The 17,892-nt window shown below is 37.3% G+C and carries 18 protein-coding genes; 11 read left to right on the forward strand and 7 right to left on the reverse strand.

Annotated features, from left to right (window positions below):
• Positions 1-5: 5 nt before the first annotated feature.
• Positions 6-1,724: an aromatic amino acid hydroxylase gene (locus tag EGI31_RS01300; RefSeq protein WP_255035314.1), complete on the reverse strand. Its 1,719-nt coding sequence runs from the start codon at positions 1,722-1,724 to the stop codon at positions 6-8.
• Between the two features lie 13 nt (positions 1,725-1,737).
• Complete coding sequence (gene hppD, locus EGI31_RS01305) at positions 1,738-2,874, reverse strand: 4-hydroxyphenylpyruvate dioxygenase (RefSeq protein ID WP_255035315.1); 1,137 nt, start codon at positions 2,872-2,874, stop codon at positions 1,738-1,740.
• Positions 2,875-3,043: 169 nt separating this feature from the next.
• Between hppD and EGI31_RS01310 the strand changes: the two genes are divergently transcribed.
• Positions 3,044-3,922, forward strand: coding sequence for a LysR family transcriptional regulator (locus tag EGI31_RS01310; protein ID WP_255035316.1), 879 nt, complete (start codon positions 3,044-3,046; stop codon positions 3,920-3,922).
• Between the two features lie 416 nt (positions 3,923-4,338).
• On the forward strand, positions 4,339-4,566 hold the full coding sequence (locus EGI31_RS01315) for a DUF3820 family protein (protein WP_255035317.1): 228 nt from the start codon (positions 4,339-4,341) through the stop codon (positions 4,564-4,566).
• A 2-nt stretch (positions 4,567-4,568) separates the two neighbouring features.
• Here EGI31_RS01315 and EGI31_RS01320 read toward each other — a convergent pair whose 3' ends face one another.
• Entirely contained in the window at positions 4,569-5,603 is a 1,035-nt protein-coding gene (locus tag EGI31_RS01320; RefSeq protein ID WP_255035318.1) for a glycoside hydrolase family 113, read from the reverse strand.
• A 16-nt stretch (positions 5,604-5,619) separates the two neighbouring features.
• Between EGI31_RS01320 and EGI31_RS01325 the strand changes: the two genes are divergently transcribed.
• Both EGI31_RS01325 and EGI31_RS01330 read left to right on the forward strand, forming a co-directional pair.
• Positions 5,620-6,294 (forward strand): NUDIX domain-containing protein, encoded by a 675-nt coding sequence (locus EGI31_RS01325; protein ID WP_255035319.1) that lies wholly within the window; start codon positions 5,620-5,622, stop codon positions 6,292-6,294.
• Positions 6,295-6,324: 30 nt separating this feature from the next.
• Positions 6,325-6,963, forward strand: a complete 639-nt coding sequence (locus tag EGI31_RS01330; protein ID WP_255035320.1) for a hypothetical protein — start codon at positions 6,325-6,327, stop codon at positions 6,961-6,963.
• Between the two features lie 53 nt (positions 6,964-7,016).
• Here the strand turns inward: EGI31_RS01330 and EGI31_RS01335 are convergent, their stop codons facing one another.
• Positions 7,017-7,676 carry a hypothetical protein gene (locus EGI31_RS01335; RefSeq protein ID WP_255035322.1) on the reverse strand — a complete coding sequence of 220 codons (660 nt, stop codon included), beginning with the start codon at positions 7,674-7,676 and terminating at the stop codon, positions 7,017-7,019.
• A 180-nt stretch (positions 7,677-7,856) separates the two neighbouring features.
• Between EGI31_RS01335 and EGI31_RS01340 the strand changes: the two genes are divergently transcribed.
• Entirely contained in the window at positions 7,857-9,035 is a 1,179-nt protein-coding gene (locus EGI31_RS01340; RefSeq protein ID WP_255035323.1) for a sialidase family protein, read from the forward strand.
• Between the two features lie 18 nt (positions 9,036-9,053).
• Here EGI31_RS01340 and EGI31_RS01345 read toward each other — a convergent pair whose 3' ends face one another.
• A complete protein-coding gene (locus tag EGI31_RS01345; protein ID WP_255035324.1) occupies positions 9,054-10,679 on the reverse strand; it encodes a hypothetical protein in 1,626 nt (541 codons plus the stop codon).
• A 320-nt stretch (positions 10,680-10,999) separates the two neighbouring features.
• Here EGI31_RS01345 and EGI31_RS01350 point away from each other — a divergent pair, with 320 nt between their 5' ends.
• Together EGI31_RS01350 and EGI31_RS01355 are read left to right on the forward strand one after the other, a co-directional pair.
• On the forward strand, positions 11,000-11,788 hold the full coding sequence (locus EGI31_RS01350) for a methyltransferase domain-containing protein (protein WP_255035326.1): 789 nt from the start codon (positions 11,000-11,002) through the stop codon (positions 11,786-11,788).
• Positions 11,789-11,911: 123 nt separating this feature from the next.
• Positions 11,912-12,376 (forward strand): hypothetical protein, encoded by a 465-nt coding sequence (locus EGI31_RS01355; RefSeq protein WP_255035327.1) that lies wholly within the window; start codon positions 11,912-11,914, stop codon positions 12,374-12,376.
• A gap of 102 nt (positions 12,377-12,478) precedes the next feature.
• Here the strand turns inward: EGI31_RS01355 and EGI31_RS01360 are convergent, their stop codons facing one another.
• Complete coding sequence (locus tag EGI31_RS01360) at positions 12,479-13,639, reverse strand: iron-containing alcohol dehydrogenase (protein WP_255035328.1); 1,161 nt, start codon at positions 13,637-13,639, stop codon at positions 12,479-12,481.
• A gap of 80 nt (positions 13,640-13,719) precedes the next feature.
• On the opposite strand from EGI31_RS01360, the gene EGI31_RS01365 reads away from it, so the two are divergent.
• Together EGI31_RS01365 and EGI31_RS01370 are read left to right on the forward strand one after the other, a co-directional pair.
• Positions 13,720-14,247: a DNA-3-methyladenine glycosylase I gene (locus tag EGI31_RS01365; protein ID WP_255035329.1), complete on the forward strand. Its 528-nt coding sequence runs from the start codon at positions 13,720-13,722 to the stop codon at positions 14,245-14,247.
• Positions 14,234-14,656, forward strand: coding sequence for a DUF1801 domain-containing protein (locus EGI31_RS01370; RefSeq protein ID WP_255035330.1), 423 nt, complete (start codon positions 14,234-14,236; stop codon positions 14,654-14,656). Before EGI31_RS01365 ends, EGI31_RS01370 begins: the two co-directional genes overlap by 14 nt.
• Before the next feature lie 547 nt (positions 14,657-15,203).
• Here EGI31_RS01370 and EGI31_RS01375 read toward each other — a convergent pair.
• Positions 15,204-16,682: a Gfo/Idh/MocA family protein gene (locus tag EGI31_RS01375; protein ID WP_255035331.1), complete on the reverse strand. Its 1,479-nt coding sequence runs from the start codon at positions 16,680-16,682 to the stop codon at positions 15,204-15,206.
• Between the two features lie 236 nt (positions 16,683-16,918).
• Here EGI31_RS01375 and EGI31_RS01380 point away from each other — a divergent pair, with 236 nt between their 5' ends.
• On the forward strand, positions 16,919-17,107 hold the full coding sequence (locus tag EGI31_RS01380; protein WP_255035332.1) for a hypothetical protein: 189 nt from the start codon (positions 16,919-16,921) through the stop codon (positions 17,105-17,107).
• Complete coding sequence (locus tag EGI31_RS01385) at positions 17,094-17,873, forward strand: TIGR00266 family protein (protein WP_255035333.1); 780 nt, start codon at positions 17,094-17,096, stop codon at positions 17,871-17,873. The genes EGI31_RS01380 and EGI31_RS01385 overlap by 14 nt, the downstream gene beginning before the upstream one ends.
• Positions 17,874-17,892 lie beyond the last annotated feature (19 nt).

Consider the following 17,892-nt stretch of genomic DNA (forward strand, 5'->3'; position numbering starts at 1 on the left):
ACGAATTAGCTAAGATTTAACCCAACTTCTATCAAATGAGCAACTTTTTGATTTCTAAATTTAATTTGATTCAGATGCTTTATGACCTCTTTTTTTAGCTTTACATTTTCTTCTTTGATCGCGTCCAGTATTTCTAAATAAAGGAGCCATTCATCTGGAAAATTTTCTTGGGCTTCCCGAAAAACGGTCTGCAGTTCATTTGAATTAGAACCTATTTTTTTTACTGCTAAATATAAATTCTCTAACTTATTTTGTTCTTTATTTTTTGGGATTTTGACATTTGGCAAACTCAATGGTACCGTGAGGTCAAATGAATTAGGATCAGCAGGCCCCGAAAAAGCTGAGACTATTTTCTTACCTACAGCCATATCATAGATGCCATATTCTGGGCGAAAAAGTATCACTTCTTTATGTTTTACAGTACAATTTCTAAAAGAAATCAATATTATTTTACCTTTCAATGTCCTTTTTCCCGTAATAACCTCGCCAGCTACAGTAATATCTCCCTCAAAAGTTAAATTAACAAAACGGCCTTCATAGATATTATAAAACTCTAAATCTCTTGGAGACATATCTTCAATTGCCAAATTGATTCCCTTGAGTTTCCCTATGGGAGAACCAAAACCATGACCATGCGTTGTAATGCCATGCCCAAGTAACTCTTTTTCATGGTAGGCCAATGCGGTTTTGCCATTGGTTTGAAAATAGGCTACTTTCCCTTCTTCGTTGAGTAAAATTTTCGAAAAGAGACCTGAAATTTGCAAACCTGTACTGAGTTCAATAGTCCCCAGTTGTTTGGATTCTATCAGTTTGGTCAAACCTTTATGCCCCCCTCTTCTTAATGCCATCGAATTAGCTAATTCATCAAGAACATAACTTAGATGGGCGAAGTTTGGAGTAACAAATAGCTGTGGTTGTGGTTTGGTATAATCAAAATTATAGTCGGCTGTTTCTAATGTAAAAGGCAGCTTTTTAACTTTAGCTGACATGCACCACGAGCTTTCGCCTATAGATGACAGCAACCCGGCCCCATAAATTTTGGGTTCACCTAGTTCTCCAATTAAACCATATTCTACTGACCACCAGTGCAAATTTCGTATTTTTGCCATTTCAGAAGGCTCCACTTCTTTATGCTGCAGGTCTTTGACCTTTTCTTCAGCTTCGGCGAGTTCTTTATCATTAGCACCAGAAGACCCCTTTAAATTAGTCAGGTGACGGGTGGCTTCGTATAATTCTTGATCATAAGAAGATGAAATAGCCTTGGCACCTATTTCACCGATGCGTCTTAAAAACTCAGCATATTCTACATTGGCAATAATCGGTGCATGACCTGCAGATTCATGAATAATATCCGGAGAAGGTGTATATTCTATATCTTCCTTTTGCCTAATATCGGAAGCAATTACTAATACATTATGAGCCTGAAATTCAAGAAAAGCTTTTGTAGGTATAAGCCCATTAACTGCCACCGCTGCCCAACCTATTTCTTTTAAAATTCTATTCATGCCATACATATTAGGCACGTGATCCATAGAAATTCCTGTTTTTGCAAGCCCTGTTAAATAAGATTCATGTGCATATTTACTTAAATATTGCACGTTTTTTTTCATCACGTATCTCCATACCGCATGGTCTATGGGCGAATAAAACTCGTAATCTTGGGTAGTTACAAACTGCATTAAGTGCTTAGGCAGTTTATCTAAAATTTCGTTTGATTCAAACATTAGGTCCATTCTATTACAAAGTTCCCCTTAATTCCTGCTCTCTTTCTATAGCTTCAAATAAAGCCTTAAAATTTCCCTTACCAAACGATGTAGCTCCTCTACGCTGAATAATTTCAAAAAATATTGTCGGCCTCGGCTCTAGTGGTTTAGTAAATATTTGAAGTAGGTAACCTTCTTCATCCCGATCTACCAAAATATTTAATTGCTTTAATATCTCAATATCTTCATCTATTTGCCCAACCCTTTCTTTTAAGTCATCATAATACGTAAGGGGCACAGTTAAGAACTCTATTCCCCTATTTCTCAACTGGGTTACGGTCTCTATGATATCATCTGTAGCCAAGGCAAGATGCTGAACACCAGCACCTTCGTAAAAGTCAAGATATTCTTCAATCTGAGACTTTTTTAATCCTTCAGCCGGCTCATTGATTGGGAATTTAATTCTACCGTTTCCATTTGACACCACCTTACTCATCAATGCTGTATACTCGGTAGATATATCTTTATCGTCAAACGAAACTATTTGAGTAAAACCCAAAACGTCGCCATAGAAATTTACCCACTCGTTCATTTCTCCGAGTTCCACATTTCCTACAACATGGTCAATATATTTTAATCCAATAGTAGCAGGTTTATAGCCCGGATTCCAAGGTCTAAAACCAGGCAAAAACACACCTTTGTAGTTAGTTCTTTCAATAAATACATGAATGGTTTCACCATAAGTATATATACCAGCTTTTACTACTTGACCAAATTCATCTTCTTCAATAATGGGAGCAAAATAAGACTTAGCTCCACGTTTAACGGTTTCATTATAAGCAGCCTCGGCATTATCTACCCAAAGGGCTATTACCTTAATGGCATCACCGTGTTTGTCAATATGCCGCCCTATTTCTGTCCCACTTCTTAATGGAGATGTCAATGCAAACCGGATTTTGCCCTGCTGTAAAATATAAGTTTCTCTATCTATAAGTCCAGTCTCAAGACCTGCATAAGCTATGGGTTGAAATCCAAATGCCGTTTGGTAATAGTAAGAGGCTTGTTTGGCATTACTGACATAAAATTCTATATAGTCTGTGCCATTGATCGGCAAAAAATCTTGTACATCTTCAAAAATCTTAGGAATTGATTCTAAGGCCTCTGTATTCATGAGTTTTTTTTATTTATAAATATTTCATTAAAAAGTTATGTAAATCTATGAGCCGGTTTAGGTATAGTCAAATACAATTTTATACCTTTGTTATAAGAAATACTTATACTGAAACATACATAACTCCAAAATTTGCAATATATACTTCATCCTTTAAGCTTAAAATTTCATGGAATTACGTCAATTAAAATATTTTGTTACCGTGGCCGAGGAGTTACAATTTTCTAGAGCATCGGCTAAGCTATCAATTTCACAACCAGCTCTAAGTCAGCAAATTAAATTGCTTGAGACAGAATTAGGTGCCGACTTATTTGTTAAAATCCAACGCCAAGTATTTCGTAAAGTTACCTTAACACTAGAAGGCGAACTTTTCCTAAAAGACGCACAGAAGATATTGCAGCTATGCGATAAAGCAAAAGCCACCATAAAAAATAGAGCCTTGACAAATAAAACACTTAAACTAGGTATTTATCGAATGTTAATAAACCAAAGAATAGTAGAAGCCTTAGGTTTATTTTCAAGATATTTTCCTGATATAGATATACAAATAGTAGAACTACCTACTTTTTTAACAGTTCAAGAAGCCCTAGTAGACGAGTCTATCGACTTCGGAATATCTGTTTTGCCACATCACTACATTGAATTGGACTCTATCTTACTAAAAAGTAGTGTTTTAAATGTTATTATGGCTAAAAATCACCCATTAGCCCATCAGGACAATATCGTTTTAGAACAATTGAACCAAGAACGTTGGATAGAAATCTCCAGTTCTTTTCATCCAATACTCGATGAAGTTGAAAAACTATGTATACAGGCTGGGTTTAATCGCAAGCCCAATATAGTTCAGGAAGTTTCGTCTCTAGAAATCATGGCTCAGTTGGTAGGCATGGGTAAAGGAATTGCGTTTATTCCTTCATTTTTTGATACAAGTGGAATCTCAAATATAATTAATAAGCCCATTAATCACCTCCCCATTATATTTGAACAGGGTTTATTTTACAAAAAAAATAGATTCAAAACCATCGTAGAAACTCTAAAAAAAATATAAAATATTTGGTCACCAATGCATTAAGTAGTCCTCAGACATTAAAAAAGAAGCCTTGGTAGTATATTCTTTCGAACTAAAGCACTACAGCCTCCATTAGGCCATTTACAATATTATCAGAACATTATAAACATGGATAAATGGGCTAACTATTTTCTCAATCAATGGCCCTATTATTAGTGCTTTCAGCAGTCTTAAATAAATATCAATTTTTGCAAGCAGCGGGATTTCCTGAAAGAATACTTTAATCTCCCTAATCCCATGCCGTAGGGTTTGTTCAATTACTGACAATACACATATTTCTTGAAACTTTAACCCTAAATTTGCCCTATCGTTTTTTTAATGAAGATTCATATTTTTTGCATTCTATATGATGACATGTTAAGCCAAGTTTTTACGAAATCAAAATCGTTCTCGCAATGTTTCAACCCGATAAGCAAATATTATTAGAAATTGTAAAAAACCAAATGCCCTTTGGTAAATACAAAGGCACACTTTTGTGCGATTTGCCCGTGAGTTATCTAGAATGGTTTCTTAGAAAGGGAGGATTTCCCGAAGGTAAATTGGGTATGCAACTTTCCACCGTTTATGAGATTAAATCCAACGGCTTGGATGAAATTCTTTGGACGCTCAAAAAAATGAAATAGCATTATTTGCCATAATGTTCTCCGAGCACCTTCTCGGCCATTTTTCCTTGTGGAGAAAATGTTTCCCTTTCATGGAAGTGGTCAATTTCGGTCGGAAACCATTTCCAAATAAATGCACCCGCACACCAATGTTGTTTCCAAGCAGTCTCAAAAAAGGAATGATAAGCGTTGGCTTGAATATTCTCGTTTTTAGGTTTAGAATATTCTGTTTCCCAAGGTTTTTCGGTGCTGTAGTCGTTACTTCGGTAACCAATTTCGGTAAATAAAATTGGCTTTTGGTGTTTTGAAGAATATTTTTCGAGTTTTTTAAGATGAGTTTTCCAACCTTTATTTAATTCCTCGATACTCGGATCTCTTTCGTCTGAAAGCGGAAAATACCCGTCAACACCTATGTAATCCAACTGATGCCAGAAAGGCACTTTGTCAAAGCAATCCCAGTTTTCGGCATAAGTAAGTTTTCCTTTGTACACCTTTTTAATTTCAGAAATCAAGCCAAGCCAATAGTCCTCTCTACTTTGCACGTGGCTTCCCATTTCGGTTGCTATACAAAAAACTTCTACTTTTTCAGATTCAGCCAATCGAGCAAAAGTCAAGATATAATCTTTAAAACTATCCTCGAAAATCTTCCAATCTGACTCCTTTTCGAAATTCAAATCGCCTGTAAACTGACCCCAACCTAACCACAAATGAGGCTTTAGCATCACCTTTATACCTTTAGAATGAGCCATCTCTATGCATCTTTTCACACCCGCTGGTGTTTCTCCCCACCATTGATGTTTTTTTGTGGTGTCTATCTGAAACCTCACTTCGGCAATTTCTTTTGGTACAAAAGCATAAGGCATCAATGAAACCCAATCTGCGTTAACTTTTTCAATAGAATGAAAACAAGTGGTATCCACCTCTTTGGGTGGTGCTACCAGGGATAGCCCTTTCATCTTCAAACCTTTGTACTCAAATACTTTATCGCTCGAACCATAGAAATAAAAACCACCAAAAAGGAGAAGAATAAAAGCAGGAGTAAGTAGTTTTGTTTTCAATTTATTAATTTCAAGAATGAAAGAATCGCTCGAAAATGCCCATAAATTTAAAATCTGGAAAGCCAACTTACAAACTAATGGACTAAAAATAAATAATATAGAGGAAGTTTATACCAGACATCGTTATAATGGCGAAGCACTTTTTTCTTTGGTTATGCTCGACGCCGAAACACCGGAAGGCGACAAAATTCCACCCATATGTTTCATAAAAGGCGAAGTGGTGTGTGTTTGCATAGTTTTGATTGATAAAGAAACCAAAGAAAAATACCTGCTTTTGGTTAAACAAAGACGAATAGCCGAAGGCGGATTTACCTACGAGCATCCAGCCGGAATGGTGGATGGCATCAAAACACCACTCGAAATAGCTGTAATGGAGGTCAAGGAAGAAACAGGCATTACGGTGTCTGAAGAAGACCTAATCAATCTTTCGCCTAACAAAAGGCTTTTTCCTAGCACGGGAACCTCGGACGAAGCCATGTATTTTTACTTTTGCGAAATAGAATTGGACAAAACTGAAATCGAATCGTTTGAAAACAAACAAATGGGAACGGAATACGAATTTGAACGAATAACAACACATGTTTATCCATTCATAGAAGGGCATCATAAAATAAACAATAGCAATGGGCTCTTGCTCAATTATTTATATTTGTCTGCCGTAGAAGACTTCGATACATTGCAAAAAATTTAAACCTAAAACTATAATTTAATGATAACAAAAATGAAACATGTTGTAGCCATGATGGCTCTGATGGGGCTAGTAGCTTGTAATCAAAACGCAGGGCAAAATAATTCCGCCGAAAAAATTGATTCTTTGGCAACCGCAGACACCACAGTATATCCTGAAAACCTCGAAGCGTCGTCCTTTCCAAATGGCGAGCTTGTCCATGAAACAGGAATTTTAAAGAATTACGAAGATGGCGGTTATCCTTTTGCTACTTTGAACATCGAATTTCCAGAACGTAAAATTGAAGAGACTTTCAGTCTTAACTTGGAGGAAGTAAAAGATATCAATCAAGAAACACTTTCAAAATCCATCGGCAAATACTTGGATTTTTCTTATGTAAGCAATTTTGAAAATGCTTTGATGGACATCCAGAGCAATGGAAAGTCTATTTTTAAAACAGATGCCATTCCTGTAACCAAAGAAATGAAAAGTATAACTGGGGTCTTAAATGGAGCCAACGAAGTTACGGGAGGTGATTTGCCAAACAAAATCTCGGTTTCTAATGCCGAGCAAACCCTTGACTTTGAATATTATGTAACCGAAGATATGGTTAAATTTAATGGAAAAACCATTACAGTTTTCTATGAAGAAAGAACTAGTAACAACTTGGTAGAAATAAAAATATTGAAATAAAAAAATGAGGTCATAACGTATTTAAACTATGACCTCATTCATTTACGCAAAAACTATTTTACCTCTTCAACGGGTTCAACAGTTTCTTTGATTTTCTTCTTCAATTTATAATCAAACACGCCAAACTTAAGACCTAAAGAACTTGAAAATCCACTCAAATCAGTATAATAACCACTTTTGTTTGCTGCTAAGCGATAATTAGCTCCCAAGAAAACTTTGGCGTATTTAAACATGTTCGCTTCTACATTTACGCCTGGCTGTAGAACGAAACTTCCATTTCTGTCGATTTCAAACCTATTGTCATATCTTCCACGTCGGTCAAAACCTTCAAAGCCATAGTTGTTAGACATACTTCCTGCACCTATCAGCAAAGGAAAAGAAACATGTACCAAAGCATCGGGTTTTGGTGTGTATTCCATCTTTAAACCTCCAAAATGCCCTCTTGTCGTTGTTGAATTTCTATCCCGAACTGTACCTAAAACCGAAGCACCAATGGCAAATTTCTTGTTCACGGTTAGCATAAAGCTGTTGCCAGCAATAGGTGCAAATGTGCCACTTAACTGACCATAAGACAACTCTGGAGCAATATAGAATCCCACAGACTGAATTTTGTTCTTAGATTTCCCAAACAAGGTCTGCATTTCACTTTGTGCCTTCACGTTGATAGAAACTAGACCAAACATGCAGATTAATAGACTTTTAAACTTCATCATAAATTTTAAATTTTCGTTTTGTTTATAAACAATACGAGTACAGGCAAAGACTTGCTGCCTCATTCGGACAGGTTTATTTATAACAACTAGCTATCTTAAATGCTTAGCTAAATCAATATTTCTAAAAGAAGAATAAATTTTGTATGTTTGGTAAGCCTTTTTTCAACCAAAAACCATCAAATGAAACTCGCTAGACCTAAAATCTTCTATTTTGTTTTATTTTCCATTCAGACATTTGCTCAAAAATCACCAATCCTACATAGTTCATTGGTATTTCCATTGCAAGAAAAACACGTTCATGCGAGTAGCTTGGTGGTCCTACCGAATGAGGACAATCTGATTGTTTGGTTTGAAGGTAGCGGAGAAAGAACATCTGACGATGTAAAACTTATGGGAGCCCGACTCGCAAAAGGTCAGGACAAATGGAGCGAGCCTTTCTTAATGGCCGACACACCAAATATCCCAGATTGTAACCCAGTCATGTTTTTAAATACTAAAAATCAACTCTTTCTTGTTTGGATAGCCGTGCAAGCCAACAGGTGGGAGCAATCCATTTTAAGATTTCGAACCTCGTCGAACTATTTAAACCCAGGACCACCAATATGGGAATGGCAAGACAATATACTTTTGAAACCCGATGAATCCTTTGCTAAAGAGGTAGAAAAAAAACTCAAAGAATTGCCCGCCTCCGACAACGGATGGGCAGGATATGCCGCCAAATACGACGATATGATAATTGAAGCCAGTAAAGACCCAGCAAAAAGAAGTTTCGGATGGATGACCAGAATCAAACCCATGGTATTTAAAAATGGGAAAATCATTCTACCTCTCTATTCTGATGGTTTTAACATGTCGCTGATGGCCATTTCTGAAAATGATGGTAAAACTTGGCGAGCAGGCTCTCCGCTGGTTGGAAGAGGTCCCATACAACCTGCCCTGGGTAAGAAAAAGAATGGAAATCTCATGGCATTATTGAGAGACAGTGGTGATGAGCCCTCTCGGGTACAAAAGAGCGAGTCCATTGACGGCGGCGAAACATGGTCCGTTGCTACCAAAACAAAACTACCCAACACTGCCAGTGTTGAACTATTAACTTTTCAAGATGGTCGTTGGATTTTTGTAGGAAATGATATAGATGATGGCAGATACAAACTGAGCCTGTATGTTTCCAAAGACGAAGGCGAAACCTGGGAGCACAGCTTGTATCTAGAAAACGACAGCACTAAGAAAATGAGCTTTTCTTACCCAAGTTTATTACAGGCTCCAAATGGAAATATCCTTGTCAGTTATTCTTATCACCTAGCTAAAGATTCGAAGTCAATTAATGTGGTAGAAATAGATCCTGGCTTATTAAAATGACAAAATGTGCAGAATATATTATTTTGATTTTACACAAATCACCTCACACCTTAGCGGTTTTTGAAGTTTGAAATGACTCATTTCAAATTCTTTTGAAAGATAATAAAGGGGTTCTTTTTTTAAGAAAAGTCGTTTTGCGATTGACAAAGGCTTCCTGAGTCCATTCAGAATAACCGATTTATGGTCTGCTCCCGTCAATCTGATAAAATAATTACTCGAAGGAGGAAAATCGCCAGTTAAACTAATCTTATAAAGCCTACTCTCTTTACCTCCCCAGTCAGACTCGTAGGCAGGATCAAAATCCACTTGGGTCAAAACAGCTGTTTTGGGCGAAACAATTACTCCATTTTTGATCTTGTCCAAAACAGTCCGATAAAAGTCGTTTGCATTAAAAAAACCACTATTTTTTAGATAATCATATTTGTCTTTGGCCTCAAAAGCCACCGTCTGACGCTCGTTATGGACCATGTCATTCTCCAGATTATAGGCGTCCATCATCAAGGTTTCATGTTTTAGAATAAGATAATCGCTCGACTTTAGATACCAACCAACATAGAACACCATAAACAAAATCGAAAGCCCCCACTGAACCTTTTTGAACAAATTATTCTGAAAAACGAACGAAATCCCAGATAAGAAAATCAAAATACCGTAGATTTTATACCTTGGGCCTAATACACTTTCATATCCTACAATCCAGTAATTGTACCGACTCACCACAATTATACCTAGCGAAGCCGCACCGAAAAGGTAAATGAGTTTCTCGAAATCATAATCTTCAGACTTCCAATTTTTCAGTAATAAGTAAGTACTGAAAATGAACGTAATAAATCCCAAAAATCCTGATATGAAAAAGCCAAGATTGGTATAAACAAACCTAAACTGGCCTCCTACAGCTATAAAAAAGCCCCAAACCAGTTCAATATTATATTTAAACAAGTTGCCGAACATACTAATACTTGAGCTACCACTAACTCCCGAACTCAAATAAATGACTAACTGTAGTACGAAAACAGACAAGATAATATAACTGTGTGGATGCTTTTTTCTAAAAAGTGCATAACCTAACACCAAGAAAACGGTCATAAACCCCAAGGCACTACCAAATGGTACAATAAATAGAAAAGTATAAAAAAGTAATCTTTGGGCAGTGCTAGTTAGCGAATTCCTCTTTGCTATTAAGTAAAATAATACCAAAGAAAAAGAAACAGTAGCTAACTGATAAGAGGCTACATCATTTCTATAAAACATCTCCCAATTACAATGACTGAGCAACAAAAAACTCAAAAGCAACAAAAAAACAGGAAGATGCTTGTATTTTTTATAAAAAACCAAAACCAAAACAAGGGTGTAGAGATTTACAAAATAGAGAATTATCCCGAAGTCAATCCTTCCAAAAATGCCTATCGGAATCAACATTGATAAGCGAATAAGAAACGGTCGACTTTCATTATCCGGTGTTAACAAAACCATTACCTTCTCGCCAAAACTACTCGCATTGAGATAATTGTAGAAAAAATCCATAAAAACTCGGTGGTCATCTTCGAATGGAAAATTAATCGCTTGGGACTTCAAAACCACCAAGTGAACTACAATCGGAACAAGTGCCAAAAGCCATGGGATCAGATTTTGTTTTTTACTCATACTTTCTCTCTATCTTCTATTTTATCTGACTCCTTATATAATCAATCACACCAAACTACCTATTTTTATTACAAAGCATCCAAAGTTTATCTGATGACTTAGCAGTGTAAAATTAGATATTTTTAAGCAAAAAACAGCAATACCTAAATATAGGCTCAATAGCTTGATTTTTTATTTACATTTGTTAAAATTTATGTTTGTCTATTTTCCTTGATTTCTATGAAGTGGTGATTCTAAAATCTGAGTTGATGTATTGTACTCAAAAATAAATTTAAACACAGAGTTGGTGACCATACACCAAAACTCTTAAACATTTCCCAATGAGTCTTTACAAAAAAATAGGTAATAAGATAAAATCCACCCTCGGAGTACCATTTCTTAGTTTTCTGCTTCCCAATGCTTACTTTTATTCAAGAAGAGGAACCTGCTCTTGTTGCGAAAAAAAGGTTATTTTTTATTCCTACAATGATTATCTCCGTAGTAATTATATTTGTCAAAACTGCAATTCATTACCTAGAGAAAGAGCTTTAATGCAGGCGATTGAACGTTTTTACCCCAACTGGAGGAATCTAAATATTCACGAGTCTTCGCCTATTGAAAGAGGGGCAAGCGTAAAAATAAATAAAGGAAATAAAAACTATACGGCCTCTCAATTTTTCCCAAATCATCCATTTGGAGAGTTGGTAAATGGTGTCAGAAATGAAAATCTGGAGAATCAAAAGTTCCAAAAAGAGGTTTTCGATTTGGTAATAACGCAAGATGTTTTTGAACACCTAAACCAACCCGAAAAAGCCTTTGCAGAAATCCACCGAACATTAAAAAAAGGTGGAGCACATATCCTGACAGTCCCAATTGAAAACAGATTTGATCCAACTGTTCGTTGGGCAGAGTTGGACTCTAAGGGAAATCTCATATTCTTGTTTACCCCAGAATATCACGGAAACCCAGTCAATGAAGAAGGGTCGCCTGTTTTTTGGCACTACGGATACGACATCGTTGAGATGATTGAAAAAAGTACAGGCGTAAAGCCTTACATTCAAACTTGGGAAGACCGCGACAACGGAATTGAAGGCTTATTGAATGAAATAATTGTTATTAAAAAGGTATAAATAGGTCTAAACAACTTTTTAATAACACAAATCGAACTCAAGATATTTAAATAAGTCTAATTTGGAATTTATAAAACGAACTACTATTTTTATTAAAATTATAGCCAATTAAACCAATAAATTATGAAAACTAAATTATTATTCGTGCTCACTGCACTCACACTTTGCTCTTTTACTTTTGACAAAGTATATGTTTGGGACAAATACAAACTTCAAATAACCGTTCCAGATGATTTTGAGGTCGTTAAAAATACCAATGAGGAGTTTGAAATGGAAGGTGATGGAATGGATTTGGCCATTAGTATTTTCTCCGAAAAAATTACCATGGAAGACTTAGAAGAAGCCACTGTGGCTGGAGCTAAAGCAATTAAAATGACCGAAATCGACCAAGCACACGAAACCAAAATCAATCAACTGGAGGGATATTATGTTGAAGGTTTTTTAGATGGTAGCCGGGTTATGTTTGCAGGACTTATGGATCCAAGAACAAAAACTACCTTGTTTGTAGCAATCACCTTTGCCGATGACGATGAAAATGCCGAGGAGGAAGCCTTTAAAATCATCAATTCATTTAAAAGATTGAGATAGAAGCAATTATAAAATCGCTTTTTTAGTTAAAATAGAATTAAATTCCTTCGTCAACCAATTGGCGTACAGTGAATTTAATTCTATTTTCTTTTTAGCCAAAACCTAGGCAATACTCATTCTCAAAATGGCCTCAGTTGCCGCTGCATCAATATCAGATTTTTCACCATACTTCACTTTTCTGTCTGTGAATCTTTTCTTTATTTCTTGAACTGTCTCCTCTCCTATTCCATAAGCTGAGGCTTTTGTAGGTATGCCCAGCGATTCATAAAATTCTGTGGTCTTTTGAATTGCGGCCTCCACCAGTTCATCATCCGTTCCATTCAAAGCCCAAACTTCCTTGGCATATTGGATCATTTTGGCCTTTTTATTATCCATTTTGTATCTCATCAAATGTGGCAGTACGACTGCCAAGGTACGAGCATGATCGATTCCGTGCAAAGCAGTAAGTTCGTGACCAATCTGATGTGTAGCCCAATCGCTCGGTACACCCAGCGAAATCCAGCCATTCAGAGCTACCGTAGCCGCCCACATAAAATTGGACATATCTTCGTAGTTGGTCTGATCGTGCATCACTTTTGGGGCAACTTCTATCAATGTTTTCAAAACACCTTCTGCAAATTTATCTTGAATAAGGGCATTGACTGGGTAGGTCAAATACTGTTCCATCACGTGGGTAAAAGCATCAGCTAAACCATTGGCTATTTGTACTTTGGGCAAAGAATAGGTAGTAGTAGGATCTAAAATTGAAAACTGCGGATACAATAATGGACTCCCCATTCCATACTTTTCATGGGTTTCTTTTCTAGAAATTACACCACCTGAGTTCATTTCTGACCCTGTGGCTGGTAGGGTTAGGACAGCACCAAAAGGAGTTGCTGTTTTATATCTCGATTTACCCAAAACGATGTTTTCCCATTCATTTCCGCCCTCAAAAGGTATGGCAGCCGAGATAAACTTTGTGCCATCTAACACTGAACCTCCACCTACCGATAGTATAAAGTCAATTTTCTCGGCTCTTCCCAATTCAACAGCTTTCATCAATGTCTCAAAAGTGGGATTAGGTTCAATTCCTCCAAATTCAATCATTTCAAAACCAGCAAGAGCGGCCACTACTTGATCATAAACGCCGTTTTTAAAAATGCTCCCTCCGCCGTAGGTAACCAACACTTTGGCACCAGCAGGTATGTTTTTTGACAGTTGTGAGATAGTATCTTTTCCAAATATTATTTTTACTGGATTCCTGAATGTGAAGTTTGAAATCATTTTGCTTAATTATTTATCATTTAAAATACTAACACGCTTTTTGTTGAATTAATTTTTAATTTTGAGAAAAAACACCAGAAATGAGCTATTGCACTTACTGTAAAACCCTTCCCGAAGATAATCACCACCGAATTTACCACGATAATCATTACGGATTCCCTATTGATGGAGACAACGAGCTTTTCGAAAGATTTGTTTTTGAAATTAATCAGGCCGGCCTTTCATGGGATTTGATATTGAAAAAACAAGAAACTTTTAGAGCAGCTTATCATAGATTTGATATTGATGTGGTGGCCAGTTATGACGAAGTGGAGATTGAACGCTTACTCGGTGACGCTGGGGTGATTCGTAATAAACTGAAAATCAATGCTGCCATACACAATGCAAAAGAGATTCAGAAACTTCAAAAAGAGCATGGTTCGTTCAAAAACTGGATAGAACACCACCACCCCAAAACCAAAGAAGAATGGGTGAAAATATTCAAAAAAACTTTTAAATTTACTGGTGGAGAGATAGTTAACGAATTCCTGATGAGCACAGGTTATCTTTCTGGAGCTCATGATGCAGATTGTCACATTTTAAAAAAGATAGGAAATGGCAAAAGTTGAAATGAAAACAACCGAAAATGAAGTTTCTGTCTCGGACTTCATTAACGCAGTTGACGACGAATCTAAAAGAAAAGATAGCCTAGAACTGGTAAAAATAATGGAGGAAATAACCCAAGCTCCTGCAAAAATGTGGGGACCAGCCATCATAGGTTTCGGAAAATACCATTACAAATACGACAGCGGCCGAGAAGCCGATATGTTAAGGGTAGGTTTTTCACCCAGAAAAGACGCCTTGGCTCTTTACATTGGTGCCAATTCCGAAGAAAACTTGGATATTATTTCAAATCTCGGAAAATACAAAACAGGAAAATCGTGTCTCTACGTAAAAAAACTCAGCGATATCAACCTCGACGTTTTAAAAGAAATCACTAAAAGAGGTTTTAAAAGAGAACAATTCGGAGAAGTATAAAAAAAGGAAGCATTGCTGCTTCCAATTTCTAAATTTTAATACTAATGACACTTCGGCTACGCTCAGTGTCCGCTAAACCAGTAACACACTTCGGCTACGCTCAGTGTCCGCTAACTAAATAACCAGATACACACTTCGGCTACGCTCAGTGTCCAGTAAACATTAACCAGATACACACTTCGGCTACGCTTAGTGTCCAGTAACCAGTAACACACTTCGGCTACGCTCAGTGTCCAGTAACCAGTAAGACTTCGACTTCGCTCAGTGTCCAGTAAACCAGTAACCAGATACACACTTCGGCTACGCTCAGTGTCCAATAACCAGTAACACTTCGAGACCTAACGGTCGCAATTTCATTGAGATTATCATCTGAATTTCATTGTGCTCAGTGTCCAGAAAAGATTAACTTGATACACACTTCGAGACCTAACGGTCGCAACTACATTCAGATTATCATCTGAATTTCATTGTGCTCAGTGTCCAGTAACTAAATAACCAGTAAACCAATAACTAATTAACCAGTAAACCAATTACCAATCCCCAAAAATCAAATCGTCTTCCAACCTTCGCGGTAGTTACGAGAAACAAATTGGTTGGCCTCATCGTAGTTGGTAATTTTCATATTGTTACCATCCCAAAGTAATTTCTTGCGGCCGTCAAAATCCAATCCAGCACCACCGCCCGTTTTCTTTTTACCTAATTGATAACTTCTTATGGCCAAGTTACCCATCAAAACAGTCTCTGTCAATGGTCCAGAATAATCAAATGACGAAGTCAAAGCTTGGTGTTTTTTACCACCAAAACCGTCCTTGATGGCATCACACCATGAAACTTGATGGCCATATTCTGGCAATTTCTCATTCGGATTCGAGGTTTTGTAATCCTTAGGCATTTCCAAAACATCTCCATTATTTTTGTAAACTTTTGGTACAAGTCCGTATGTTCCGCAAGTCATAATTCCTTTTGAACCCACAATCATAACACCATTGGCACTTCCATTTTCTCCAATAGAATCATTCGCCGGAATCAAATCTGGGTGGAATGGCCTTACGCCACCATCTGTCCAAATCATCTTGATATCCTTCTTGTTTTTCTTAGATGCCGGAAACTTCAACTGTACATGTGACGACGGCGGACAACCTTCTGGAATATATTCTGGTGTCCAGTCTTTCAGGAATACCTGCCCAACACTACATTCAACTTCGGTTGGGTAGCCCAATTCTAGAACCCTGAAAGGAGGGTCAATTAGGTGACATCCCATGTCGCCCAAGGCTCCTGTTCCAAAGTTCCACCAACCCCTCCATTTGAATGGATGATAAAGCGGGTGATAGTCAACATAATCTGCAGGCCCTATGAACAAATCCCAATTGGCCCTGCTCATCGTATCTGGCAGCTCGGGTTTGGTAGTTGGCACCGGAATCCCTTGCGGCCAAACTGGTCGGTTGGTCCAAACATACACCGTATCAACGGTACCTATCAGTCCTTTTTTGTGCCATTCTATCATCTGTTGCTGACCAGGATTGGAAGCCCCTTGGTTACCCATCTGGCTGACTACTTTGTATTTTCGGGCAGCTTCGGTAAGCATACGAGTTTCGTAAATATTATGTGTCAATGGTTTTTGAACATACACATGCTTGCCCATCTGCATAGCTGCCATGGCTGCCACACCGTGTATGTGGTCTGGGGTTGAGATAGTTACCGCATCTATTTCTCCTTTCATTTGCTCCAGCATTACCCTAAAGTCGGCATAAAGCTTGGCCTTTGGAAACTTCTCAATGGCCGCTTTGCATTGACCCGGATCAACATCACATAGTGCTACAACATTTTCAGCACCGTTGTTGTAGGCATTAAAAATATCCGAGCGGCCCTTACCACCAGCACCAATCGCAGCCAGATTTAACTTATCGCTAGGAGCTTTGAAGCCTTTGCCCAAAACATGCCTTGGTACAATAAAAAATGAACTTGCAGCCATTAAGCCAGTTTTCAAGAAATCCCGCCTTCCATTCTCAAGAATCTTTTTTTCCATATTTGTTTGATTGAATAGTATTTTGTTAAAGAATTTCCGAAACAATGAATCTAGATTACACCCAAAAAATTGTCTCAGTATTTCAAACTATAATATTAAGCACAAAACTTTATTTCTGAATTAAATTTTTAAAATATTTTAATAAACTTAACAGAATTTTAATTCAAAAGAAAAAATAGCTTTAAGAACTCTAAATAGAGAAATCTTGTATTTTTGTTTCAAATTAGAAAGCTAAAATGGCAAAAAAAATTAAAGAAAAGGTAGACCTACCAAAAGTACACAAAGACCTTGAAGGTTTCGACGTCACCATAAACTCATTCGGAGAAATCCAGATGTCCTATAACATTGAGAAAATCAATGATTTTTTGAATAATAAAGTAGAAGATAAAAAACTAAAACATTTGAAAGAAGATGAGAAGTCATGAAATAGACTACAAGATTTTGGGTGAGGACATACAAGTGGTAGAAATAGAACTTGACCCTAACGAAACCGTAATAGCTGAGGCCGGCTCGATGCTTTTTATGGAAGACGGCATAAGCTTTGAAACCAAAATGGGCGATGGCTCACAAGCAAATCAGAGCATTTTGGGCAAAATGTTTCAGGCTGGTTCTAGGCTTTTGATGGGCGAATCATTATTTATGACACACTTTACCAACCGAGGCGTGGGCAAAAGAAAAGTAGCATTTGCAGCACCTTACCCAGGTACCATTAAAGCTGTTGACTTGGCTAGCATCAATCAAAACACACTCATTGTTCAGAAAGACGCATTCCTTTGTGCAGCCATGGGAACGAGTATCTCTATACATTTTAACAAAAGATTCGGTGCTGGCTTGTTTGGTGGTGAAGGATTTATTTTGGAAAGAATCCAAGGCGATGGTCTAGCTTTCATCCATTCTGGCGGTGTGGTTATTGAAAAAACGCTCAACAACGAAGTGCTAAGATTAGACACAGGTTGTTTGGTTGCCTATGAACCGCAGCTCAACTTCGACATTCAGAGTGCCGGAGGGCTTCGTTCGATTATATTTGGTGGCGAAGGCATGTTTTTGGCTACTTTAAGCGGAACGGGCAAAGTCTGGATTCAATCCCTTCCAATATCGAAACTCATTCAAAGGCTCTCTCCTTATGGCGGAAATGCAAGCAAAGAAAGCGGCTCCGTATTAGGTGGTCTTGGGAATCTGTTTGAACACTGAGATAATTATTAACCAACAA

This window comes from Lacihabitans soyangensis, assembly GCF_024343775.1.
GTDB lineage: Bacteria > Bacteroidota > Bacteroidia > Cytophagales > Spirosomataceae > Leadbetterella > Leadbetterella soyangensis.